General features: G+C 57.8%; 16 protein-coding genes. 6 read left to right on the forward strand and 10 right to left on the reverse strand.

All coding sequences use genetic code 11. The features are described from left to right. Nucleotides 1-32: 32 nt before the first annotated feature. Nucleotides 33-905, reverse strand: a complete 873-nt coding sequence (locus K227x_RS08335) for a nitrilase-related carbon-nitrogen hydrolase (protein ID WP_145169090.1) — start codon at nt 903-905, stop codon at nt 33-35. Nucleotides 906-1,400: 495 nt separating this feature from the next. After that, complete coding sequence (locus K227x_RS08340; protein ID WP_261343426.1) at nt 1,401-2,507, reverse strand: S26 family signal peptidase; 1,107 nt, start codon at nt 2,505-2,507, stop codon at nt 1,401-1,403. 210 nt (nt 2,508-2,717) lie between these two features. Here K227x_RS08340 and K227x_RS08345 point away from each other — a divergent pair, with 210 nt between their 5' ends. Further along, a complete protein-coding gene (locus tag K227x_RS08345; protein ID WP_246146673.1) occupies nt 2,718-3,785 on the forward strand; it encodes a beta-ketoacyl-ACP synthase III in 1,068 nt (355 codons plus the stop codon). A 389-nt stretch (nt 3,786-4,174) separates the two neighbouring features. Here K227x_RS08345 and K227x_RS08350 read toward each other — a convergent pair whose 3' ends face one another. Together K227x_RS08350 and hemE are read right to left on the reverse strand one after the other, a co-directional pair. After that, entirely contained in the window at nt 4,175-5,329 is a 1,155-nt protein-coding gene (locus K227x_RS08350; RefSeq protein WP_145169092.1) for a molybdopterin-binding domain-containing protein, read from the reverse strand. Then, complete coding sequence (hemE, locus tag K227x_RS08355) at nt 5,326-7,260, reverse strand: uroporphyrinogen decarboxylase (protein WP_145169093.1); 1,935 nt, start codon at nt 7,258-7,260, stop codon at nt 5,326-5,328. Before hemE ends, K227x_RS08350 begins: the two co-directional genes overlap by 4 nt. 135 nt (nt 7,261-7,395) lie before the next feature. Here hemE and trmB point away from each other — a divergent pair, with 135 nt between their 5' ends. Beyond that, entirely contained in the window at nt 7,396-8,049 is a 654-nt protein-coding gene (gene trmB / locus K227x_RS08360) for a tRNA (guanosine(46)-N7)-methyltransferase TrmB (protein WP_145169094.1), read from the forward strand. Nucleotides 8,050-8,123: 74 nt separating this feature from the next. Here the strand turns inward: trmB and K227x_RS08365 are convergent, their stop codons facing one another. Further along, entirely contained in the window at nt 8,124-10,217 is a 2,094-nt protein-coding gene (locus K227x_RS08365; protein ID WP_145169095.1) for a TolC family protein, read from the reverse strand. Between the two features lie 569 nt (nt 10,218-10,786). Here K227x_RS08365 and K227x_RS08370 point away from each other — a divergent pair. The 3 genes from K227x_RS08370 to K227x_RS08380 all read left to right on the forward strand — a co-directional run bounded on the left by K227x_RS08370 (nt 10,787) and on the right by K227x_RS08380 (nt 16,122). Continuing rightward, nucleotides 10,787-12,337 carry a glycosyltransferase family 39 protein gene (locus tag K227x_RS08370; RefSeq protein ID WP_145169096.1) on the forward strand — a complete coding sequence of 517 codons (1,551 nt, stop codon included), beginning with the start codon at nt 10,787-10,789 and terminating at the stop codon, nt 12,335-12,337. Nucleotides 12,338-12,622: 285 nt separating this feature from the next. After that, nucleotides 12,623-14,542: a DUF4091 domain-containing protein gene (locus K227x_RS08375; RefSeq protein ID WP_218933862.1), complete on the forward strand. Its 1,920-nt coding sequence runs from the start codon at nt 12,623-12,625 to the stop codon at nt 14,540-14,542. A gap of 152 nt (nt 14,543-14,694) precedes the next feature. Then, the gene (locus K227x_RS08380) at nt 14,695-16,122 is read left to right on the forward strand and encodes an O-antigen ligase family protein (protein ID WP_145169098.1); all 1,428 of its coding nucleotides are present in this window, start codon (nt 14,695-14,697) and stop codon (nt 16,120-16,122) included. On the opposite strand, the gene K227x_RS08385 is transcribed toward K227x_RS08380, so the two are convergent. The 5 genes from K227x_RS08385 to K227x_RS08405 all read right to left on the reverse strand — a co-directional run bounded on the left by K227x_RS08385 (nt 16,047) and on the right by K227x_RS08405 (nt 22,134). After that, nucleotides 16,047-17,159, reverse strand: a complete 1,113-nt coding sequence (locus K227x_RS08385; RefSeq protein WP_145169099.1) for a hypothetical protein — start codon at nt 17,157-17,159, stop codon at nt 16,047-16,049. The two genes, K227x_RS08380 and K227x_RS08385, sit on opposite strands and share 76 nt — an antisense overlap. 129 nt (nt 17,160-17,288) lie before the next feature. Continuing rightward, nucleotides 17,289-18,872 carry a lipopolysaccharide biosynthesis protein gene (locus K227x_RS08390; RefSeq protein ID WP_218933863.1) on the reverse strand — a complete coding sequence of 528 codons (1,584 nt, stop codon included), beginning with the start codon at nt 18,870-18,872 and terminating at the stop codon, nt 17,289-17,291. Then, nucleotides 18,869-20,071, reverse strand: a complete 1,203-nt coding sequence (locus K227x_RS08395) for a glycosyltransferase family 2 protein (protein WP_218933864.1) — start codon at nt 20,069-20,071, stop codon at nt 18,869-18,871. The genes K227x_RS08390 and K227x_RS08395 overlap by 4 nt, the downstream gene beginning before the upstream one ends. Further along, nucleotides 20,068-21,213, reverse strand: coding sequence for a glycosyltransferase (locus tag K227x_RS08400; RefSeq protein WP_145169101.1), 1,146 nt, complete (start codon nt 21,211-21,213; stop codon nt 20,068-20,070). The genes K227x_RS08395 and K227x_RS08400 overlap by 4 nt, the downstream gene beginning before the upstream one ends. A gap of 15 nt (nt 21,214-21,228) precedes the next feature. Continuing rightward, a complete protein-coding gene (locus K227x_RS08405) occupies nt 21,229-22,134 on the reverse strand; it encodes a sugar transferase (protein ID WP_218933865.1) in 906 nt (301 codons plus the stop codon). 734 nt (nt 22,135-22,868) lie between these two features. Between K227x_RS08405 and K227x_RS08410 the strand changes: the two genes are divergently transcribed. After that, entirely contained in the window at nt 22,869-25,019 is a 2,151-nt protein-coding gene (locus tag K227x_RS08410) for a TolC family protein (RefSeq protein ID WP_145169103.1), read from the forward strand. The last annotated feature ends 23 nt before the right edge of the window (nt 25,020-25,042 follow it).

The raw sequence follows: 25,042 nt of genomic DNA on the forward strand, positions 1-25,042 counted from the left end.
CGTGCACCGCGGCGACTACCATGCAGGGCAAATTACAGATCGGTCAGCGCGTCATAGGTTTCGGGCCGACGGTCGCGAAAGAATTGCCAGGTGTTGCGAACTTCCCGGATGATGTCCAAATCCATGTCGGCGATCACGATGTCCGTCTCGGTCCGTTTCTCGCTTTGCGCGATGAATTGACCGCGAGGATCGCAAAAATAACTCTGCCCATAGAACTCGCCAATGTTCCAGGGTGCTTCCATGCCGGGGCGGTTGATGGCGCCGACAAAGTACTGGTTGGCCACGGCGTGCGCGGGTTGTTCCAGTTTCCAAAGGTATTCGCTAAGCCCGGCGACGGTCGCGCTGGGGTTGAATACGATTTCGGCACCGGCCAATCCCAAGGCCCGTGCCCCCTCGGGAAAGTGTCGGTCATAGCATAGGTAGACGCCGACTTTTCCGACGGCGGTATCGAACACCGGATAACCAAGGTTGCCGGGGCGGAAGTAGAACTTTTCCCAAAAACCCGGCTGGCAATGCGGCAGGTGCATTTTGCGGAACTTGCCTAGGAAGGTTCCGTCGGCATCGATCACGGCCGCGGTGTTGTAATAGACCCCGGTCAGATCTTCCTCGCTGACGGGCACGACCATCACCATCTTGTGCTTTTTTGCCAGTTCCATCATCAGCCGTGTCGTCGGGCCATCGGGCACCCGTTCGGCCATCTCGTACCACTTCATCTCCTGTTCGGCGCAGAAGTAAGGGCCGTAGAACAGTTCTTGCAGACAGCAGACTTGGGCACCTTGGTCGGCGGCCTGGGCGATCAGATCGACGTGTTTGTCGATCATGGCCTGTTTGATCTTTGCCACCGGCGACGTGGACGGCTCGCAGAGTTTCGTCTGGATCAATGCACCTCGCACCAATCGTGGCATGGCAGGGGTCTCCGAAAGTTGGGGGGGCGGCGAAGCAGTCGTGGCGCCGGCGATTATCAGGACATTGGGAAACGGCAACCCGGAGCTTACCACGAGGACCCGCTAATCGTGAACGCCGGGGGCCCGCCAAAATCGCTGCAATGACTTCGCCGCACCTTGATTTCCAGGTAGTGGAGATTTCCAGGTAGTGGAACTCGTTCGCGGCCTTTTGATTCCGTTAGCCGTTTAGCCGCTAGCGGCCTGCTGATTAAGTCGTTTTCCTGAACTTAACGTGCAAACCATCACCCGAAGCGTGAGCGAGGGATCCCACCTGAATCCCTCGCTCACGCGCGGGTTACTAAATCAACAGCCCGCTAGCGCCCAAACGGCTAACATTTAAATTCGAAACTGGATTCAATCGACTGGCCGTCAAGAGTTTCGGCGTCGCTGTGATTCACGAAAGTCTTGACGACTTCCGCTACGACTTTTGCCCTAGCGCTAGGCTGAGACAGATTCCTAGTTTCGCTGCGGTGGCAACGCATATCCGATCATGTCGACCGCCTGAATCGGCCCGTAGTTTCGGCTGTCAACGGAAACCGGGACATTGTCGCCGAGCACGAAGTAGTCATCCGCCCCCAATTGCATCGGATAGACGCTGGTGTCGTCTCGGCGGCGAAGTCGGTAATCCAGATGCCGCCGCAGGGTCAGGCCGGTTAGCACCGCGGATCCTGTCACGATCCGTATTGCCACTGGATTCGCCGCCGAAACCGGATCACGCGACGAAACCGGATCACGCGACGAAACCGGCGATTCGGATGGTTCCCGTTCGGATTCCACGCGCAGTCTTGCTTGGTCGATATCGATCACACCACCGGTGACCAGTGCGATGGTCCCCCGGACGTTGCCCGTCGATGACCAAAATACCGCTTCCAATTCCGCGTCAGGCGACGCGTCGAACGTGGTCGCTTGAAAAATCAGCGATTCCACAGCTTCCATCGCTCGGGAAAGTCCGTGATTGATCGGGTAGTCGTCCCACACACCGCTGGGTCGGTTCTGGTCGTGGACGCTGCGGTGGTGGTAGACCAACCAGTCGTCGGACGGGGTGTCGGTCAGTGTCCAAACCCGAGTTTGGGGATCCTGTGCCGGATCGTCCAGCGGTGTTTCGTTGCTTTTTTGCCAGCGAGATTGGCGGCGATGGTCGTCGAAATCAATCGGGATCGTCTGGCCATCGATGGCCCACTGGAAATCGCCAATCGGCCGTCCATTGACGCTAAAACGCAGGCCGGATCGGTCCACCACATCGCCTGGAACGGCAACGATTCGTTTGATGTTGCCCTTCCCCTCATGTTCCAGGGCGATCACATCGCCTCGCTGCAGCGATCGGGAATCCGGGCGTTGGATGCTGACGACGTCACCGATGGTCGCCATCGTGGGGGCCGTCGACACCCTCGATCCGCAATGCCAACAGACCGTTTCCGCATCCGTTGTCGGCACAATCTGCCAACCCAAATCGCACGGTATGCAATGGACGTACATCGAATCGCCCAACATCGTTGGGGCCATCGACGGTCCAGCGACCCGATAGGCCACGGTTTCGAACGCTGGGGGGGATCCCGGATCCACCGGAAATGACGTGAAAACCGCGGCCGCCCCGATGATCAGGACGATGATGCCCAGCGCGATCAGAAGGGCTGGGATCGCTTTCCCGGGCGAGCCTGATCGTGGTCGAAAAGCCTGCTCTAACAAGGAAAAATCAATCCCGCTATACTCCCGGTTTGCGGCCGGCAACCGATGCCGACTGGATCGATCCGATTGTAACAGCGCCGAACAAGCATGACTGAATCTCCTGTCCCCGCCATGGCTAGCGAGCCTGAAGGTGAAACTTGTCCGTCTCCCATCACGACTCGCGGTCGAATGGGCAAAGTCGCGGGCGTTCGTGTGGCGGCCACTGGTTCCTATGTGCCCGATCAAATCGTCACCAACGAAGACTTGGCCGCACTGGGATGTGACAGCGAATGGATCGTCCGTCGCACCGGCATTCGCCAGCGACGTAGGGCCGCCGATGGCGAAGCCACCAGCGACATGTGTTACGAAGCCTCCGTGCGGTGCATGGAAAAGGCTGGCGTGACGGCTGACCAGATTGATCTGATCATCGTCGCCACCATGACACCCGATCATCCGACTCCGTCCACGGGGTGTCATCTGCAGCGACGATTAGGCGTCACGGCGCCGGCCATGGATGTGAACGCCGCATGCGCCGGATTCATGTACGGCATGATCACCGCGGCCCAGTTCATCGCGGCCGGCAACAGCAAGTGTGCGTTGGTGGTCGGTGCCGATTTGATGAGCCGTACGGTCGATCCCGAAGACAAAAAAACCTATCCCCTGTTCGGCGACGCCGCCGGTGCGATGCTGTTGGTCGCTGACGAAAACGCGACCGAAGGCATCCTGTCCTATCAAGTCGGCAGTGAAGGTTGCGGTGGCGAAATGCTGTGTGTCCCCGCCGGTGGTTCGCGAACGCCGCTGACGCCCGATACCTACGCGAAACGTTTGCAGTACCTGACGATGGATGGCCGCAATGTCTTCAAGTGGGCCGTTCGCCTGTTTGCTGAAAGTGCCAAAGACGTGCTGGCCGATGCAGGGGTCGATTCCAGCGAACTGGACATGGTGGTGCTACACCAAGCCAACCAACGCATCATCGATTCGGCGGTGTCGGATCTGAATGTTGCACCGGAGAAAGTCTTCGTCAACTTAGACCGCTACGGAAACACGTCGGGCGCCAGTATTCCATTGGCGATTGATGAAGCGGTTCGCGAAGGTCGCATGAAATCAGGCGACTTGGTGTTGATGTGCGGCTTTGGCGCCGGGCTAGCCTGGGGAACGGCGCTGATGCGCTGGTAGCGGTCGGTCGCCTCTGGCTGGGCACTCGACATTGGTTTCGGCCAATGCCAGTGACTTTGCCGCCATCAAGAGGCAATCGCCTCGATCAGCCGATCGGTTCTTCAAGTTCTCTTTTTCAAGCCACGCAGTGGCGATAGCCTGCTGCCGTGGACCTTGGTCCACGGTACCTGTACCAACGCTGACACTCCTTTTTCTGCCGCACCGATCGCCACGAAAGGTGGCGATCGGTGCGGCAGAAAAAGAGTTGGCTCCAATTAAGGGATACCGGTGGTCGAGACCACCGGCACGGTGCTGCCGTCCCGTCGGGACTTCAATCGAATCCGTGAAGGGGGCTACCCCGCCCCAAACGGATCGTTCATTCAACTCTGATTCTTAGCGCTGGCACAGCACTAGGCCAGCTTCACCGCAAACAAGCTTTTCAAGAAGACATCGGGACGGACTGTTCGGCCGGTGAAAGACGAGTCCATCGATTGCGCACTGGGCTGGATGATCGAGTTTGGCAATTCGGCGGGCCTCGTTTCCACGCACCGATCCAGCGGCAACGTCACGGTTGCGTCGCCACGAATGATGGCGTCCGGGTGATGAACGCCGGCGATCCCGGCGGGAACATACGCGTGAGCCAATTCCGGGCCGGGATCCACGCCGCCGATTTGCAGTTTCGCCGGTTGTGCCCCGGCAATCGCATTGCCAAGACGAATGTCGACGTTGGTCATGGTCGCGGTTAGCCGCTGGTTGGTATGCCAGCCAACGACCGATCGCAGTGTGGTTGCCGCATCCATGCCCACCAGGACGACGCGGCGACTACGGGATTCCTGTTTCTGATTTTGCTGGATCGTCCACTTCACGATCCATTCCGCAGTCGTCAATTCCTGGCCGGCGTCGAATGCATCCGGTGCCAGAATGATGGCCAGGTAGCCTGCCGACTGGATCGACTGGATCAAGTCCGCTTGGGATGCGTCCGGCGTGCTGCCGCTGCGGATCGCAAACGCGATGTCGGCGAACTGGTTGGCGCCCATCGATGCGTGCGATAGCCGAGCTGGGGTTGGGCCCGATCGATCAGTGGTCAAATCACCGCTACTAGGTGATCGCGACAGGCGTTGCCACAGTCTTGGCATTTGTCCGCTGACATCGCCAATCGTCCAAATCAGATCGGCGTGTTTTTTGACGTCGCCCAGCGTTGCCGAGACATTGCCATCGCGTGCCACTGCCGTGCGAAGTGCTGATTGCGATGGCGTTTCATCGACGAATAGTTCGATCCTGCTGTCGGCCACCATGGTTGCCAGGGTTCGCGACGTCGATAGCGGAGTCGATGCGGTTGCGATGCGGACTCGATCCTGCTTGGCAAACCAAGTGCTGGCCAGGCGATGGACGTCGTCTGGGCTTGCCGGATCGGACCCGATTCGCGGCGCTGGGGGGGCGGCCATCGCGAACGAAAAACCCTGCTCGGCAATCGGGCAGTCGCTATCGGTTTGCCCGTTTGCCGCAACGGTTAGGTCGTCACAGTTCAGCGGACAGAACGGGCATACGATCGGCGATCGGTTCACGACGATGACGGCTCGCGACGGGAGAGTTCTTTGACGGCTTCGACACACGCGATCGCATTTTCGACGGGCGTCTCTTTCATCACTCCGTGTCCCAGGTTGAAGATGTGTCCGGGACGTCCGCCAGCGGCTTCTAGCACTTCACCGACGCGGGACCGGATCACATCTGGATTGGCCAACAGCACGGTTGGGTCCATGTTGCCTTGAACGCTCTTGTCATGTCCGATCCGCTGCCAAGCGGTGTCCAAACCGATTCGCCAGTCAACACCGACCACGGTTCGGCGATCGCCTCGCAGCAGCGGCAACAATTCCGGATTGCCGGTTGCAAAGTTGATGACCGGGACGCCGGGGGCGATTCCAGCGATGATTTGTTTCATCCAAGGCAACACGAAACGCACATAGTCGGTCGGCGACAAACATCCGGCCCAACTGTCGAACAATTGCACGCACTGGGCACCAGCGGCGATTTGATGGTTCAGATAGGTCGTGATCGCAGCGGATAGCGTGTCCATCAGCCCCCCCCAAGCACCCGGGTCGGCTTGCATCAACCGTTTGGTGTGCGTGTAGGTGCGGCTGCCACCGCCTTCGATGGCATAGCTGGCCAGCGTAAAGGGCGATCCCGAGAACCCGATCAACGGAATCGATTCAGGCAAATCGGATCGTGTCTGTCGTACCGTTTCGTAGACAAAATCGAGTGCTTCGGGGCGATCCAGCGGTTTGACTCGCGATAGGTCGCCGGCTTCACGAACCGGATTGTGGATCACCGGACCATCGCCGGCGACAAATTCCAGGTCGAAACCCATCGGCACCAAGATCGGCAACAGGTCCGAAAAGATGATCGCCGCATCGACCTTCAACCGGTCAACGGCGGTGCACATGATCTCGCTGCACAGCGGTGGATTGGCACACAGGTCCAAAAACGATTGTTTGGCTCGGACTTCGCGGTATTCGGCCATGTATCGGCCAGCCTGACGCATCAGCCAGACGGGAGTCCGTTCGGTGGCCTCGCCTCGGCAGGCTCGCATGAACAGGCTGGAATCCGAGGGATGTTCGGCCGGTTTGCTGCGGTACTCGGGGGACGCCGCAAACAGTCGTTTCTTGGAATCGACCATCGACTGGCATCGCTGCGCCGACTCGGTCACCAGATGCCCCATTTTGGGATGGCTGGGTTCAAAGTCGATGTGGATATCGCATTCTTCTAGCATTTGCGACGTCGTGGGCCCGATCGATGCGATCACGGTTCGGTGCAGGCCGGCACGAAGTTCGTCGGTCAGTTCAAGCTGTTCCGCTAGGCGAAGCATGTTGACCACCTGATGGGCGCTGGTCAGCAGCAGCATGTCGCGTTGGCCGGCGGCGATCGCACGAAGGTTGGATTCCAGCGGCGCAAGGTCTTCGGGGAACTCCCATCCATAAACCCGCACCGGTTCCACCGTGGCGCCGCGGGCTTCCAGTCCCGCGATCAGCGATGCATTGGTGACGCCGTATTCCTGCAGCCCGACGACTTGGTTGGCGACCGGTACGTGGGCGTCGATCGTCTGCAGCAGTTCACGCCATGTGTTCGGTTCGGGGACACGGTGGGTCGCCGTGATCCCGAATTCCCGCAGCGCGGCGGCCGGTTTGGGGCCACGGCAAATGGTGGTGACATCCGACAACGATTCCAGGAACCGTTGTTGGTCCACATGACGTTCGATGGATTTCAGCAGGTACCGAAAGCCGACTCCCGTCATCAACACCACAATGTTGACTTCCCCTGTCATCACCCGGTACGCAAAGTCGATGGCACCCCGATTCGGTTCGATCGGGACCTCCCGCATTGACGGGCTGACGTGTGCGACTCCCCCGCTGCGGCCGATCATGCGAGCCATGTCGGTGGCGCGGCGGCTTTCGAGAGCTGCGATTTGGAGTCCGTTAAAATCGGCTTCGGCCTTGGGCATCGGTGCGGCAATTGACGGGGAAAGGGATGGGATGTTCAGTACGTCTGCGGCCCAGCATTGTAGGGAATTCTGGGAAAGATACGATTATGGCTCTGGAAAGTCTTCCCACGCCGTTCTCGATCGATCCAAAAGCTAATGCCGCGTCACCAAATCCGAAGCCCCAAATCGTCGGTGGATCTGTCCACGGTTCTGCGTGATGTGGATCAGTTGCCCGCCGATCTGGGCAGTCAGTCTATGTTTGGCAACGATTTACCGCTGGAAATCGAGGTGGGATCTGGAAAAGGGTTGTTCATTTCGACCGAATCGGTGGCACATCCCGAACATAACTTTTTGGGCGTGGAGATCGTCGGCAAGTACGCGTCGCATTCGGCCGGTCGGCTACTGAAAGCGGGTTCAACCAACGCGATCATGATCAGCGGCAACGCGGAACCCCTGTTCGAAAAGAACATTGCGGCCGGATCGTTGGAAGCCGTTCACGTCTATTTTCCCGATCCGTGGTGGAAAAAGAAGCATCGAAAACGCCGCGTCGTCAACGAAACCAGCGTTCGCAACTTTTCCCGCGCCCTCCGCGTGGGCGGACGGTTCCATTTCTGGACCGATGTCCTGGACTATTTCGAAAACACGATTGAAATGATCGCTGACATCGCACCCGAATTCGGCGTGCCGATTCCCGAAGAAGAAGTCGAAGCCCAGCATGACCTGGACTATCGCACTCACTTTGAACGACGCAGCATCCGCCACCAAATTCCCGTCTATCGCGTTCGTTACGAAAAACGGGTCGTTGGATAGTCACCGCGGCGATTTCGAACTCGAACTCGCCGCGGTTCGTAAGCAGGCGTGCCGCGGTGGATTCGCCGTCTTGACTATTCAATCGGAATCAGGGCGTCCGATGGGCTGGGGACTTCCTCCACAACCACCGGGTCGATCGTGACCGATTCGTCGTCGTAGGACATCGCTTCGATCATCGGCGAATCGATCACTTCATTGGCCAACGGTGCGGCGGTGAAACCGGTGTTCTGCGGTGCCGATGGGTCAAACGGTCCACTGGTCAGCGGTGCTGGAACACTGACAGCCGACGGATTGATTCGTGGTTCCAGGAACCGACCGGTCGTGTGAGCGTCGGCGGCGGCACCGGCGGCCCAAGGACCTTCGGCAAGTTGAACTTGGTTGTACGCCAACAGCGAACCTTTCTGGCGATGCAGATCGCGGATCGCGATGTTGTAACTGAACAATGAACGATAGAACGCCGCTTCGCTGATCACGACTTGCCGTTGGGCTTGCAGCAAAAAGTTGATGTTGTCGTTGCCGTCAAGATAACGACGTCGCAGCACATCGACTTGCAACAAGTCTGCCTGGTAACGGTTGTAGTTGGTTTCCACCAATTGGTAGGTCAGCGAAACTTGACGTGCAGCATCCGATAGGTCGTGGCTGATCCGCAACTCGGTCTCTTCCAACAGAGCGCGTTCGCGTTGCAGATTCAGACGCGATTGTTGCACGGCCAAACTGGCTTGTCGCATGCCGACCGGGAGCGAGAATTCGATGCCGGCCTGGCCTTCTTGGAAATCTCCACCGGTCATGTTGCCGTACATGCTGTTGAACTGGGCACCATCGTCGTCGCCGATCAGGTGGTCACCCAAGCCGCGCCAACGATACTGTGCCAAGAAATCCAAACGCGGTCGCAGGTCCATCCGTGCGGCAACGATTTCTAGTTCGCGTCGTTTCACGTTGTAACGTTGACGACGGATTTCGACGCGTCGCTGCAGGGCTTGCCCCAGGGCACTTTCCCAATCGAAGATGACTTTCGCATCGATCGGATCGGTAGCCGGACGCAGCAATCGCCCGTCGGACGCGGTCATGCCGATCAGGTAACGCAGTCTTTGTTCAAGTGCATACAGTCCATTGGGGCCGCCCAACGAGGATTCGACTTCGGCCTGGAACTGATAGAACTGGGATCTAGCTTGGGCTTCTTCGTCGGTACGCCCGGTACCCACTTCCAAACGCACTTTCTGATATTGAAAGGTCTGCTGGGCGGATTCCCGGCCTTTGATATTTGCATCCAAGATGCGGTAGGCCGTCGCCAGGTCCCAGTACGCTTGTTCAACGTCGGCGGTCAGCTGAATCACTGCGGCTTCGAAATCCGCCAATGTGACGTCTTCGTTGATGCGAGCGATCAAGACACCGTTGTACTGCCCTGGCAATGCATTGGGGCCAGCGATTCGGTTGTACGTGGTGCCGGCACCTTGCAACAACGGTTGTCGCCATTCGGCTTCGACAAACCCGGTGAAGGCGCTGGGGAATCGCAGCTGCGCGACCGACGGGTCTTGGGTACGCAGGTAGCTAACGTTGTGCCGCACAGCAAAGCGGGCACCGGTCGCCGTTTGCTTGGCAAGTTCGGACGTGAACGTGGCGTTCTGGCTTTGCGAGAACGGAGCGAAAATCAGCGGTGGACCGCCGCCAACACCCGGGATAGTAAACGACTGTCGGTTGGACGGTTGATCGACGTTGTTCCAAAACAACTGTTGGGTGTACTGGGCATCGAATGCGGACAGTGCTGCTTCGGCGCTTTGGGTCGGGCTGGCCGCCAAAGCCGCGGGGTCATAGACGGTCGCGGTGCCTTGCGGGGTCGTTACCACCGATCCGCCTAGGCTTCGAATCACCGGACTCTGTTGGACAGCCAACTGAATCGCTTCTTCGAGTGAAATCTCGAATGCCGGGATTTTGGACGGGTCCTCTAGCGACATCGGTTCGGTCGCCGCTTTGGCAGCCATCGATGGGGCCGATGCACATTCGGCGACTTGCGGATACTCGATCTGCATCCCGTAGTCATCGTGGATCGACGGTGTGTTGTCGTGCGGGCCAGGCGGAATGATGTCCAAGTGGCTGCATCCGTTGGCCGTGACCAAGAGGCCCGCCAGCAGCATTCTGGCTGCGCGGCGGTGTTTCTTTTTAGAGGACATGGCAGATCCCGTGGCAGCAGTCGGATATTGTTTCGACTGAAAGCGTTTTAGTCGCATGGTTCGCCGCAGACGTGTCAGATGGGTGCTTGGGTTCCCGTGGATCATCCGCCGTTACAAAACGATCGATCGCTGATGTAGGAAGCCTCGTTACGAGCGATATCGGACGCACCAGCGTTGTGACTGGAATAACTGGTCGTGAATTCTGGCCGTCAGTTTCGGATGAATCGGAACATCCCGCAGAGTCGTGTCAGGATTTCCGGTTTGTGACGGTACTGCCGTTTCGCGGCCGCGGATGTGTCGCAAATTCGGCAATCGCTGGCGGGGGACCGATGGGCCTCTGCGTAGCGGTGTTCGTCGGTGCAAGCCGCAGATTCGGAAAAGTCGCCGATCCGGTGGCCACTATTTCACCACTTGGCATGGAATCCGCCCGAGATCGGACTACTCTCGTCGGGGGGGGAAGCCGGATAGGCTGACGCGTTTTTCTTCGGTGGTGGCACCGCTAGGACCTCGATCCTGGGCGATTCCCCGCCAACGATGCTTCACTGGGCGTTCGATTCCCGCATGGATTCATGAATTTCACGGAACCAGCAATCTCTGATCGCGAAGATCGGCAGGATGTCCCGACGGTCGCGTCCGGATCGGGGCGCGTGCGCCGTCATGCAAATTCTGGCACCGCTGGGATTTGGACATGGCCGGATGTCATCCTGGTCGCATCGCTGGTCGTCATCGGTTTTGTGCTTCGGTCGATCGGAGTCGGCTGGGAAAGCATTTGGTATGACGAAGCTTGCAGCCTGAAGATGGCGTCGGCGTCGTTTCATGACCTGATCACCGGCGCGGCTTTGGACATCGGCAATCCATGCGGCTATTTCATTCTGTTGAAACTGTGGTGTTCGGTCTTCGGCTATACGATCGAAAGTGCTCGGATCTTTTCAGCGGTTGCTGATGTGATGTCGATCGTGATCACCTGGGTGTTCGCGATGACGATCTGTCGCGATCGACGCATTGCGGTCACTGCGGTCGTGATGGTCACCATCAATCCAGCAATGATTTTCCTGGCTCGCGAAGCACGCGTGTTTGGATTGCTGACGGCTTTGGTGACGACCGTGGCATGGTTGACTGAAAAGATTTTGCGTGATGGACGTCGCCGCTATTGGGTTGCATTGACCGCGTGCAGCATTGTGCTGCCCCACCTGCACTACTACACGCTGTTCGTGTTGACGGTGTTGTGGATTCCGCTGGTCTTCGGTCGCAAAGATGAACGGCTGTCGCGGTTCGTTCAATACGTTGGGATGGGCCTGATCAGTCTGCTGTGCTTCCTGCCCTGGTCCCCAAATTTCCTGCTGCAACTGACACTGTGGACGGCGCCCTTCAACCCGTGGATGAAACACGCCGCGTATTTCCCGGTGTACACCCTGGCTGGGCGAACGGGGATTTGGAAGCAAGACGGGTTGATGATGATGTTGTTGGCGCAAGTGGTCGTCCTGGGCGGCGTTTATCTGCCCGCGCTGTTGTCGATCAAGTCGGTCTTTCGAATCATTCGGGTCCCCGCATTGATTGCGATCGGCGTCATGTCGCTGGCGCTGTTCGTTTCCGTCGTCTATGACTCGCTGTTGAACTGTCGCTATCTCAGTCCCGTCATTCCCTGCATCATCATCGCATGGTCGGTTGCGATCTGGCATCTTCCCCAGCGTCTGAAGATGCTGCGTTGGTGTTCGATTGCTCTGGTGTGCTTGATCGCGATGGGGTCGCTGGGACGCATGTACGCTCGCAATCACAAACATGATTGGCGCGGTGTTGCCGCGATGATCAGTCACCGGGCTGCCGATTCGCCGGTCGTGTTTTACGAAGACATCGGCGAAGAATCGTTCCACTACTATCGTGCCGGGCACGCCACTCGTCGGGTTCCCGAGCGGTTTGGAAACGCGGGTGAAGGCTGGAACGAATCGGGGCTGGAATCCGAACTGCAGCAGATGGGCGATTTTTGGTTTTGTCTTTGGACGCTGGATGACTGGGAAGCGATCGAAACATGGATGGAAGATCGTTTTGACAGAATCGATGCTGCCGATTTCGGTGAAATTCAGGTGCGACGCTACCAGGTGAAACCCACCACGGTTCCCTGATGCCCAGACGGTGCCGGCTGAACGCTGGTGCGGTCTGTGGCATCCACGCCCGCTTGCCACACCGCGGCGGTTGGTTACGCTCGCCTGCAATTGAACGCAGTGAACCGGTTTTTAACCACATTTTCCTTAGGGGCACCGATGATGTTTGCGTCCGTTCGTGCGATCCGAATTGCCCATCACGTCGTTGCCGATCGCCCCACTCGAAATGGCCTGGCTGGAAACCGTCTCATTGGGGACCGCCATGCGGCACGCCGGAGGTTGGGTTGGGGCGTTTGCGTTTGCTTGATGGCGATGATCCTCGGTCCCGCCACTGCGGCACAGGCCGAATCGATTGCCGTTTGGGCCAATCAGGGCGAAGATAAAGTTGCCCAGGAAGAAACTCGCCTTCTGGATGCCAGCGAAGATGTTCGCAATTCGGTTTGGGATGGTGAAACCATCCGGGTCCGAGCGGCGGTGAACGAAACGGTCGCGTTCAATTTGATCATCGAAGCCGCGGCAGCAGGGCTACAGGAGGTCACCGTTGGACTCGGGCCGTTGACCGGCGACAGCGGTACCATCGATTCACGTCCGGCGGATTCGAAGACATCGCTGTTCGACTACCGAGGACGCAATGTCGAATGTTTCCTGGTTCGCTATCTGAAAATCCAAGGCTGTTCAAAACTGGCCTACGAACACTACGACGAACGCCACGTCCCGCATCGGTTGCGCCGCCCCCACGATGCCGATGGTTTCGCCCGCGGCGGATGGATGGATCGGCCCGACCATGACCGTTCCTACCCCGACATCGCAGTCCCGATGGAACTGCACCCTCGTTTTGACATTGCCGCGCATCAATCGCAATCCGTTTGGTTTGACGTTTACGTGTCACCCGACCATGCACCCGGTGTTTATCGTGGGAAGGTTCGGGTCACGGCGGCCGGTCAGTTGAATCGACAGGTCCCGGTTGAATTGGAAGTGATCGATATCCGATTGCCTGATCTGCCATCTGCCAAAACGATGCTGGTGATTTCCAACGAGGACATCAACCAACGATACGTTGGGCGACCGTATATCGATGATGCACCGGTCGACGTCATCCGTCGTTCCAAAGCGATCGTGGACCGCCATTTCCAAATGGCTCATCGGCACCGAATTTCGTTGGTCCATGAACACACGCCGATCGAAATGATGGACGCCGTTTGGAAATCCAGACTGGACGGATCGCTATTCACCGCCGCCCAAGGGTACGAAGGCCCCGGGCAGGCGGTGGGAAACAATATCTTCGCAATCGGCACCTACGGCGCATGGCCCTGGAAGAACGCGCCCGACCCGAAGTCGGCAATGTGGCGAAACACCGATGCATGGGCGCAGTACCTGCCCGATCGTTCGTTTGCGACACCGACCGAAACGTTCTTGTACCTCGCCGACGAATCGGACGACGATCCACAGGTCCAACAGTGGGCGGATTGGGTGAAAGAGAATCCAGGTCCGGGGGCGAATCTGCCAACGATGGCCACGATGCCGCTTCCTCGTGCGGTGTCACAGACACCTTCGCTGAGTCTGCCCTGCAGCACGTTGGCGGTGGGGATTACGGAACAGTGGCAGGCTGCGGCAGAACACATTCGCACCGCGCCCGGAAAACGATTTTGGATGTACAACGGGTTTCGTCCAGCCTCCGGAACGATGGCCACCGACGATGATGGGGTGGCGATGCGACAACTGGCTTGGTGCCAATTCAAATTTCAAGTCGACCGTTGGTTCCTTTGGTCCGGTACCTACTACAGAGATTTTCAAGGGTCAGGCCAGCACACGCGATTGTTCAGTAGCGCCAAGACCTTCGGCGGCGAAGCCACAATGGATCCCGTGTTGGGGCAGACCGGATGGAACTACAACAACGGTGACGGCGTGTTGTTTTATCCCGGAACGGACCAGGTGTACCCGGACGAAAGTTACGACATCGATGGGCCGATCGCTTCGCTGCGAATGAAACATTGGCGGCGTGGACTGCAGGACTATGAATATCTGCAGATGGCTGGGCAAGCCGACGCCGCAGCCACCATGCGGGTCGTCCAATCCATGATCCCGCGGGCGCTGTGGGAAGTGTCGATCGATGAACCGGCCGACCCGACCTATGCACGGACCGATATCAGTTGGTCGACTGATCCGGATGTTTGGGAATCGGCGCGAGATCAGTTGATTCGCATCATCTTGGATGGGCGAGATTAGGTTTCGCGATGACTTCGGCGCGTCAACGGTTCACGCATCCAACGTCAAAATTTCTGCGATCGCTGCCGAATTGGCGTCCTGGCCTATGGACGTCGCGGCCGCTGGGTTCATGATGGTTGCTTGCCTCACCCGAAATCCGGAAACCGTAAACCGTGTACCCCTTTGCTCGCGACAGTGCCGCCCAACCCTTCACGGATGATTCCTCCGTGGACGGGGCGTCGTCGGGTGAAACTGACTTTGATCAATCGGTTCAGGGGCGATCGTTGGTGTCGACGGACGAAACGATGCGGCTTCCGTTGCTGCTGCTGATCATCTTTCTCGCATCGGTGCTGATCCGCCCTTGGGATTTCATTCCCATTTTGGCGTCGATCAAACCTGTCACGTTGGCGATTCTGGGGATCACCTTCGCGATGATGATGGCCGGGATCAAATTCCAGTACTTTCGTTTGCCGCTGTCTAAGTCGCTGCTGACCCTATGGATCACCATGTTGGTGACTTCGGTGACGTCCTATTGGATCGCCTACAGTTTGGATTTCACGATCAAGTGGTTCCAGTTCCTGCTGTTATTTTCGTTCATCGGCACGCTGGTCGTCGCAACCGACGGTCTGTTTAACTTGACTCGCACGTTGGCGGTGGTTGGCGGGTTCCTAAGCGTGCTTGCGATTCATTCGAAGTTGACGATGGACTTTTCTGCCGAGGGAAGGATCGAAGGCGTGGGCAACGGGATTCTTTCGGATCCAAACGAATTGGCTCAGGCCTTGGTGGCCGTCTTGCCGTTTGCGTGGTGGATGCTGGTGCGTGGCCAGCGGGTATCCGATCGATTGATGGGCGCCGTGTGCGGCGGGCTGTTGTCGGTCGGCATCGTTGTGACCGAGTCGCGGGGCGGATTGTTGTCCATGATCGCGGCCGTGGGCGTCTTGTTTCTGATTTCAAGATCATCGGCGACCAAGAAGTTCGCCGTGGCTGCTGTCCTGATCGGGGTTGCGATCGTGGCAATGCCGGGAGCCGCGGTCGACAGGTATTCCACCATCACCACAGCCGCACAGGAAGACGAAAGCGCTCAGACTCGATTGGCCGTCTGGAAAGCCGGTGGTCGGATGTTCTCGGATCACTTCGTTCAAGGGACAGGCATCGGAACTTTTGAAACCGTCTACGGTTCCCGGTACATCGATCGGCGATACGCAGGTGACAAATGGTACTCGGCACACAATTCCGTCGTCGAAGCCGCTGCCGAACTGGGCATCGTTGGATTGCTGGCTTGGTTGTGGTTTGTGCTGATGCCGTTCTGGTTGCTTTGGCGATCGCGTTCGGCGTTGTTGGAAATCGACGAGGATGAATCGGTCACTCGAGAACAGTTGATCGTTTGGTTGGAATGCATGTTGGCTGCTTGGACCGGATTCTTCGTCGGTGCGATGTTCCTGTCCAAAGGGTTCGACATTCCTGTGGTAATCTTTGTGGCCTTGGCCGTTGCGGGTTCGCAAATCGCCAACCGCTGGGTCGCAACCTATGTCGAGGCGGCCGAGGCCGGAGCAACGACCGCGTCGGGATCAGCCGCGGTCGGAAACACCGGCGCGGTATAGCCGGCTTCGGCTTGGTGCACGAGCGCCGCCATTTCTCGCGCAGTCACATAGTAATATTCAAAGTTAGCGGTCGATCGTGCGTAGTCAGCCAAATCACGATGGAATTTGTCCATCGCGGGCCCTAGCAGGTGTTCCATGTTGGCTTCTTCGCATCCATGGGTATGCAGTTTGACAAACCGCCAATTCGGTTGGCCTTGGACGATCACGCCAGCATCGATCCAGCGTTTTAGTCGGGCTAGGGTCGCAGTCCGTCGGCCTTGCAAATTGCAGTAGTCGATCCGCGGCACGATGCCCTTGATGCGATCGGTCCAGTCCACCACCAACGGTCCTTGGACCATCAACAGGGTCTCGTCGGGCTGTCCTTGTCCAACGGTGGCTGGCGTGCCTCGGTCGTGCGACTTCGGACGCAGCGGATCATCTTTGGCGTAATAAATCGAATTGACCGTGACCGTTTGCGCGGGGCTGGGGGCAGCCGGAAGGGTAAAGTCGGCGTAGCAACCCGTTTCGCGAAGGATGTCCAGTTCGTCGTTGACACCACAGTACATCCCATCGGGATGCGAGTTGTCCAAGGTCCAATTGCCGTGGATGAATCCATACGAAAAGGTTCCATCGCCACGCGGTGTCAAAAAACCGTGATCGTCGTGCAATCGTTTGGTGAACCGCAGCAGGTTCGATCGCAGACTCTCCGAGGTGTCGTTGTCATGATGCAGGTGAACTTCGACATCGCCCAGACCTTGATCGCGTAGCGAACGCAACGCATCCAGGTACTGTGGGCGGTACTCTTCTTCGGGGTAAAAAAACGTGTGCTGTGGTTTTCGTCCAGCCGAATCACGAAACGGCGACATCAGGCTAGGCAGCGTATCGGACCAACGGTCCACACGCGATTTCTGTTGATCGGCCGGCGCATCGTTCCACATCGGTTCGTAGTGATCGCAGACCGCATAGAACACACGCAGCGGTTGATCAGGATCGATCGCCGGCGGGCGATCGAAAAGCAGATGACGGAGTGATTCGGGTTGAAGTCCGCGGATCAACATGAGCAAACGATCGGGCGTCAGGCGAATGGAAAACGAGAAGTCTGCCCATCTTAATCAATGACATCGATGCAGCTAGACAGCTCCGAAACCAGCCCGATGGTGTTCGGCAAACGGACGGGCAACGGGGCGCTACTGAACCGATTCGCTGGGGTGTTTCCCGGTGACCTTGGCAATCACCCTGCGAATCTGGGCGCGTTCACTAGAAGTTAAAATCGGTAACCACCATATCGCTAGCGGGACCGCCACAAGGATTCCCGACTGGATGGCACCGGCCCCAATCCATCCGATCGGGTCAAACGCTTTTCCAATTGCGAATGCGACTACGTAAAGGGTTGTAATGGCAACAACGCGGCGAAGATCAACGTTCACGCGAAACGCCATCTGGGATCCGGCAAAGATCAACACTAGCCGTAGCGACTGACAGGCAAAGGTGGCCCATGCCGCACCCTGGATGCCGTAGCGTGGGATCACGTAAAAGTTCAGTGCGATGTTCAGCACGGCGGAAACGGACATGATCGTGCTGATCACGTGCGGCAAGCTGCGTTTGTGCAGCCCGATATCCGAGATGTTTGCCAAGCCGCCCACGAATGCAGCCAATGTCAACGGCAGGATCGTCGCTAGTCCGGCATCAAACGACGACGCGATCGCCCAGTGCGTCAAGTCGTCGCCCAGCAGCATCAGTCCCAACAACATGTATCCCGAACCGAGTAGATACAGGTACATCCCGTATCCGATCAGGTCGCGTCCTTCGTCTTCGTGCATGTTGCGGAACGCAAATCGCTGCCAACCAACCATCATCGAGAAGTTTGCCATGTGCATGATGCCCGCGATCCGTTCGCCTACGGTGTACAGTCCGACCTGCGCAAACGGATCGTCGCATAACATCCGAATCAAAAACTTGTCGGTGATGGTCATCACATAGAACGACAACATCGCCGGTACCAGCATCACGCCATACCAAGACAGTTTTTTCGCTTGCTGTCGGTTGATTCGTAAACGGGCTCGCGGCATTGCCATCGCGACGATCATCACCGTTGCGGCAATTCGCCCAAGCGTCTCGCCCGTGATCCAGCCCCAGGCACCCGCCCCGGCCACGATCAGAGTCACGGCCAACGAACGAACCGCGATCGTCGCAAACACCGAATTGATCAGAAAACTCCACGCCCTGCCGGTCGCTTGCAGCAGATTGCAACCGATCGAATCGATGGTTTGCACAACGCTGAATGCCAGCAACAGATAGACCAGGGTGGGCGATTCAATGTCGAACAGCCAGCTGCTGATCGGGGTGGCAAACCACAGCGCAAACGGGATGACCGCCAACCAGTACAGGAGCGCCAAACTGATTGACGTGTTGGTAATCGTGTCGCGTTGGTCGTCCGAGGTCGCTTCGGTAAAGTAGCGGAAAAATGCCTGGTGGACCCCCAGCGAACACATGGTGAACATCACGTGCGACGTTGCGGTGAACAGGCTGATCAGTCCGTAATCCTCTGGCATCAGGATCGCAGTGACGATCGGTAGCAGCAGGAAACCGATCGCTGGGTCGATGATCTTGGCGATGCCATAGACCGCCGAATCACTCAGCAGGCTCCCAATCGAAACCTTGCCTGTGGATGACCCGTTTTCAGGATCAACATCCGGGGATCCGTCCTGTGATGCAGCGTCCAGATTGGGTTCCGGATCGGTATCTGCGTTCGGTGGTTGCGAATCTGTCATGGACCAGGGCTCGTGGCGGATGCCTCCGTCATCGCGGTCTGGTTTGCATCGCCGGTATAGGCCGACGAAGACCAAAGCCGGTCGGTCAGTCTCAACGACCAGCACCAAAATGCGACCCACGCGGCAGCGTTCAGCATCACAAACGATCCAACCGCTGACGCCAGTTTGCTGGTTCGAACAAGCGAATTGGCCAGGCCCAGGGCACCAACGATCAGGAACAAAACTTCCGCGGCCAAAATCGTATGGAACAACGGGCCCCCGGCAAGCAAGCATCCGATGGGGACAGCGATGATCGCCCATGGGCATGCTAGACGCAGCATTTTATGGGACATGAACATACCCCATGCCGGGTTCGCAAAGGGGACCAACAGCCGAGGGCAACGTGCGACCAGCTGAAAGTTGCCTGCCAACGTGCGTACCTTGCGACGGAACTCACCATGGACGTCACTGGGCAATCGATCAAAGGCCTGCGCGTCCTGACGATACACAACCCGTTTGCCCTGCAGGACAACCTGCATCGGCCAGTACACGTCGTCTAAAATAGTGCCATCAGGAATCGGGCGAAAGCATTCTCGCCGGACCGCTGCGATCGCGCCGGTGACTCCCATCTGTGAACCGAGTCGGCTTTCCGTTTTTCGGATCCACTTCTCGTATTTCCAGTACGCTCCGACGCCGGCTAGAACACCGGGGCTGGCTTCCAAAACAAGTTCCCCGCTGACCCCACCCACGGTTGGATCACGAAACGCTTCAAGGAACGCGTTCAGGGTTGGATCGCTCCATCGTTGACGAGCATCGGCGAAGGCGACAATGGGGCACTGCGTACTGGCCACGCCTGCGCTGATCGCCGCCGCCTTGCCGCGATTTTGGTTCCACTGGATCGTGCGGACACCTTTGGATTGGTAGCTGTTTGCGATCTTGGCGGTATCGTCGGTCGATCCATCTGAAACAACGATCACTTCGCAGCGGCCGCTTTGACGAGAGATTAAACGAGTCAGTTCATCCAACCGACGGCCAAGGTTGGCGGCTTCGTTGCGCGCCGATATGACGATCGCGATCGATTGGCCGGGCGGTTGGGTGAAATGAAGCGGGCGCGACCGCCACGCAACCTTGCATGCCAGCAGCAACGGGTAGCCGACATAGGTGTAGACCAAGATCGCGATACTGCCCACGGCCAGACTGGCGCCGACGAACTGATTCACGCCGTCGCCGCCTCTGTGCCCGAGTCGACCTTGGCATTGGATCGACGATCCTTTCGGCCCGATTCGTAAAACGCTTCGTACTGCCGCAGCATCTGGTCAATTCCGAATCGGGTACTGGCAACCCGGTAACCTTCGGTGATCAAATTGTCGCAAAGTCTTGAATCGTTCCAAAGTTCCATCATTGCATGGGCCATCGTTTGTGGATCCTTGGCGGGGACCAACAGTCCGTTGCTTCCGTTCTGGATCACTTCGGGCGTACCACCGACGTTGGTTGCAACGATAGGTACCCCGGCGAACATCGCTTCCAGTAACGTCAGCGAAACACCCTCGGAATTCGACGGCAACACGAACGCGCGGGCGCGGTGCAATAGTTCGGCAACTTGGGCGGTTTCACCAATCAGCCGAACCGTGTCGTTCAGGCCTAGCGAATCGATCTGTGATTGCAGTTCGCGGCGACATGGGCCTTCACCAGCGATGATGATCTGAACATCCGGGTGTTCAGCCACCATGATTTCGGCTGCCTGGATCAGCGTCGAGATGCCTTTTTCTGGACTCAGCCGCGCCACACAAACAACGTACGGGCGTTCGTCGTGCGATCGTCTGGGATGATCGGATTCGAAGGCATCTCCTCCGATTCCGTTTTGAATGACGGAAACCGTTTTGGGGTTCACACCCAGATCGATGGCCATATCGCTGATGTCGTGCGATACACCGACGAAATGGTGCACCATTCGAGACGCCTGACGAACCAACCACTGCTGACGCGGCGATGTTCCGAAGACGCGTCCGTGTTGGGTATGAACGATCGATCGGACTCGGGCCAACCGAGCCGCCGGTGCCGCATAAATGAGCGGCCTGGGGTCATGCGAATGAACTACGTCGGCTCGGATCTTGCGAAAGAACCGGTACAGCTGGCCGACCAAACTTGGGTGAAAACCTTCGGCGCGGTGCATGCAGACGACAGGGATGTCCATGCTGCGCAGCTGTTCGCCAATCGGGCCGATCTGACCTAGCGACGCGACCGTCAACTGGTAACGGTTCGGGTCGGCGTGCTTGGCAAACTGGACCAGCAACTTTTCTAGTCCGCCCACGTCCAGGCCAAACGTAATGTGAGCGACGCGAATTCGCGGATCGTCATTCATAGTGGCAACCGACAATTAGCCGACAGTTTCGAGCATGTGTGATTGGCGTCTTTTGGCTTCGCCTGTGGCATCGGCCAACCAGGGGGCGTTGGACGGTAGCTCGACCACCATCGGAACGACGGGAACACGACGCAATCGGAACAACGAAGTCGAGTACTGTTTCGGGATTCCACACATCTTCAACATGGTTGTGAAAATGATTCGCAGGTCCAGAAGCGGTGTCGCGCTGAAGATGTACTCGATGTCCAGTTCGAATTTTCGCTTGACGCTATGAATCGATTCATCCGGATCCAGATTGACCTGGGCCAATCCTGTGACGCCCGGCAAGACATCCAAGCGGTGTCGATAACCGGGAATCTGCAATTCCAGTCCGCGGATGATCTCCGGACGTTCTGGACGCGGGCCCACGAACGACATCTCACCGCGAACGATGTTCCATAACTGTGGCAATTCGTCCAGGTGAAGTGTGCGTAAGTAGTGCCCGATGGCGGTCACGCGTGGGTCATTCTTGGTTGCCCAAACGGCACCGGTTCCATCTTCGGCATCGCTGGACATCGATCGGAATTTCAGGATCTGGAACGGACGACCATCGATTCCCGATCGGGTCTGCCGATAGAAAATATCGCCACGGCTGGAAAGCCGAACGGCTAAGGCCAGCAGCGCAAGCAACGGGCTCAACGCGACGAGAAACACGATCGCGGCAACCTGTTCGCAGCGTTGCCGAAACCACGACGCACGCTGAATCGGCAATGACGATTGACCCACGTGCAGCAAGTCGGCACGGGGGGGATCGGCACAGATTTGGTCAACACGGTTTTGATCATCACAGGCGACTGCGACCGCGCTCGCTAGGCGAGACGCTTCGAAAGTACCTGCGTTGGGGGGCACGCGGGACTGAAAGTCCTCTGCTGTGCGGCGCATCCTTGCCGAATCGATTTGGTCGGGAGGGGGGCACCTCATATCGCCATACTCTGTCGCAATAGAAACGGGGGGGGAACGATAACCCATCGCTGCGGGATCGGTCGCGTGATGGGGGGCGGCACCATCGGTGGTGGTGCCACGGCTGATCCGACGACGCTGTTCTGTTTCGCGTCTGGCTGTTGGACAACAGCTTCTAACTGCCATCAAAGTCGACACAATCGCTAAACAACATGCAACCGGCATAATCGTTCGTTCGCCAAATCTGCACAGATGTTAACTAGTTGATGGTGGTGCCGCCATGACCGAATTCGATCTCCCGGGTGATTTGATTGCATTTCATCTGCCCCCATTGGAGTGCCGTATTGTTGGGGGAAAGGGCTATCCCGAGCGATAAACGGCTGTGGTTTTTCAGTTGGCGTAGGCGACAGCATAAGGGGGGACGGTAAACCGCTATTCTTTGGGGATTCCCCCCGGTTGGTGTGCGGTGGGGCGGCCGAGGATTTCGAAAAAGTGATAGTTTATCTAGCGGTCGTCCAGTCTGTCCCCCTGAAAGGGTGGTTTTCGTGTGGGGGGGATGCAACGGTTGGGATGATCTTGGCAATGAAATCAGTCGTGTCGCCCGTGCGAATTTCTTCGATCGTTACGGATGTAACTGGACGACGAACAGCGGTAGGACTGCCCCGTCGAATGTCGACCGTTCTGACCGATTTCTCTGAAAAGTCATCTCCGTCGCTATGTTTTGCCCACCACCTTCGTTGCTAACTCGGTTCGCTCTGACAGCGTTGGTTGCGGCAGCGGTGGGATCTTCGGGTGCGGCGGCGGACGGTTCGTCAGAGCAATACTGTGTCAGTCCAGCGAATACGTTCGATCACTTCATCGACGCGATCGAGACCGTCGACGAATCCTGGTACGGCGAAACGTGGTCGGGGAAACCGGAGTCCGAAGCGGTCATCGATGCCCCCGTTCCGGTCGAAATCCAACCCTCGCGTCCGCAATCGAACCCGTGGGTTTCCGAACCCGCAAACGCCGCGATTTCCACGCCAATGGAAAAGCCCGCGCCGACACGTTTGGGGATCGGGGATCGCTCCGGTGGATCGGCCCCGTCCGTATGGGATCGGCCCAGCAATCCGACTGTTCCAGTAGCGGTTCAGACACCAGTCCCCGTCCAGAAATCAATTCTGCTTCAGCAGCCTGCTACCGCGGGAAGTCAAACGGCGACGCCGGCCCCGGGACATTCAGCGGGTTCCGCAGAAGCTTTGCCCCAGGCGTCGCCGGATGACGATGTGGCGGGGGACAATGCCGTGAATGGATTGGACGATTTCGAGCTGTTTCACCAACAGATACTGCGTGCGCAGCCCGCGGAAGCTTGGAGTCTAACGTTGGCCGAAGCCGTCCGGTTGGGGCTGGCGAACAACAAGGAAGTATCGGTGCTGAGTCCTAAGCCGGGGGTTGCCGCGGCGATGGTTTCGATCGAACGAGGCGCCTTTGACCCAGTGACCGGGGTCTCTACTTTTGGCGGCAAAGACAACCGTCAGGTGCGAAGTGAAATCGCAACCTTCGGTGCACCGGTTTCCAGTCAAAAAATTGACTACTTTCGTCCTCAGAATGGCCGCAACCAGCTTTATCTTCGCCAGCAGTTGGCTACCGGCGGTCAGTACGAAGTTGGGGTGGGGACGAACTATCTGAACTATTTTCCTGACGCTCCGGAACTGATTGTTCCGTCGGGTTGGGAATCGGCTTTGAATTTCGAATTTCATCAGCCACTTTTTCGCGGCCGAGGCCGAGCGGCAGCACAGCGCAATCTGCGGGTCGCGGCGGCTCGGCAACGACAATCGGAATTCGATTTCCAGGTTCAACTTCGTGAAATCGTCCGCGACATTGATCTGGTTTACTGGGAATTGGCCGGGATCAGTCGACGGGCAAAAGTGGCCAAAGCTTTCGTCGAACTCGCCAATGAATATGCCAAGCAGGAAGACGCGAGAAAGGATTTAGGGCAAAGCGCCCGCCCCCAAGTGCTGCAGACGGCTTCGGTTCTGAACGAGTTTCGCGTTGATCTGGAAAAGACCCGGCGAGATCAAAGGGTTGCCGAGATGCGTCTAAGAACGGAACTTGGGTTGGCGATGATGATGCAGCAAAACATGGATGCATTGCTGGCCGATGACCAAATGTTTTTGCCGATCGACACGGCGACTTTGGAACTGGAATCGATTTCACCCGCCGATGTCACGTCCGACATTGCTCGCGCGATGACGCGTCCCGAGATTGCCGAGTCCGGCGCCCGCATCGAGGAAGCTCGCGCGAACCTGGCGGCGGCGAAAAACAAACTGCTGCCGGACGTCCAAGCCCATGCGTTGTATTCCAAGGTCGGATTGAACAAAGGATTGGACGATTCAGTTTCGACCGTGTTCGAAGACGGGTTTCATACCTGGGGGGCAGGCGTCAGCTATGAACGTCGTCTGCGTCAAAGGTCCGAGCATGCCGAGGTGCGTCAGTTCCATTTTCAATTGGCACACGAACAGGCTCGCCAAAACGAAATCGCCCACGACATCGTCGGCAAGCTCCGTGAACTGAGTTTGCAAATCGAAGGTTCGTTTCGGATTCTGGCAGAGGCCAAGGACTATGTCCGCGTTCTGACCGAGCAGCAGATCGTGCTGGGTGAGCTGTATAAGGACGGCAAGGTCGGTCTTTTTCAGCGACTTGAAAACGTTCGCGCGTTGCAGGCAGCGGAACTCGATATGCACGACAAATGGATCGATCTAGCCAAGGCGATCGCTCTGTATCGTTACGAGCGTGGCGACAATGTCGCTAATTACGACATTCAAATCGATGTCGTCGATCCTGTTTTGGGCGACTCCGATGGCTCGGTGTCCGACGAATCTTTTTAGGGTGCGATGTGGCTTGCGGGCTG

It is taken from the genome of Rubripirellula lacrimiformis (assembly GCF_007741535.1).
Classification (GTDB): domain Bacteria; phylum Planctomycetota; class Planctomycetia; order Pirellulales; family Pirellulaceae; genus Rubripirellula; species Rubripirellula lacrimiformis.

What these genes read in the sequence shown, in the direction of transcription:
- K227x_RS08335 (WP_145169090.1), bottom strand. Translation starts at nt 905, where the DNA reads ATGCCACGATTGGTGCGAGGTGCATTGATCCAGACGAAACTCTGCGAG.
- K227x_RS08345 (WP_246146673.1), top strand. Translation starts at nt 2,718, where the DNA reads ATGACTGAATCTCCTGTCCCCGCCATGGCTAGCGAGCCTGAAGGTGAA.
- hemE (WP_145169093.1), bottom strand. Translation starts at nt 7,260, where the DNA reads ATGCCCAAGGCCGAAGCCGATTTTAACGGACTCCAAATCGCAGCTCTC.
- trmB (WP_145169094.1), top strand. Translation starts at nt 7,396, where the DNA reads ATGCCGCGTCACCAAATCCGAAGCCCCAAATCGTCGGTGGATCTGTCC.
- K227x_RS08365 (WP_145169095.1), bottom strand. Translation starts at nt 10,217, where the DNA reads ATGTCCTCTAAAAAGAAACACCGCCGCGCAGCCAGAATGCTGCTGGCG.
- K227x_RS08370 (WP_145169096.1), top strand. Translation starts at nt 10,787, where the DNA reads ATGAATTTCACGGAACCAGCAATCTCTGATCGCGAAGATCGGCAGGAT.
- K227x_RS08375 (WP_218933862.1), top strand. Translation starts at nt 12,623, where the DNA reads ATGGCGATGATCCTCGGTCCCGCCACTGCGGCACAGGCCGAATCGATT.
- K227x_RS08385 (WP_145169099.1), bottom strand. Translation starts at nt 17,159, where the DNA reads ATGTTGATCCGCGGACTTCAACCCGAATCACTCCGTCATCTGCTTTTC.
- K227x_RS08390 (WP_218933863.1), bottom strand. Translation starts at nt 18,872, where the DNA reads ATGACAGATTCGCAACCACCGAACGCAGATACCGATCCGGAACCCAAT.
- K227x_RS08400 (WP_145169101.1), bottom strand. Translation starts at nt 21,213, where the DNA reads ATGAATGACGATCCGCGAATTCGCGTCGCTCACATTACGTTTGGCCTG.
- K227x_RS08405 (WP_218933865.1), bottom strand. Translation starts at nt 22,134, where the DNA reads ATGCGCCGCACAGCAGAGGACTTTCAGTCCCGCGTGCCCCCCAACGCA.
- K227x_RS08410 (WP_145169103.1), top strand. Translation starts at nt 22,869, where the DNA reads ATGTTTTGCCCACCACCTTCGTTGCTAACTCGGTTCGCTCTGACAGCG.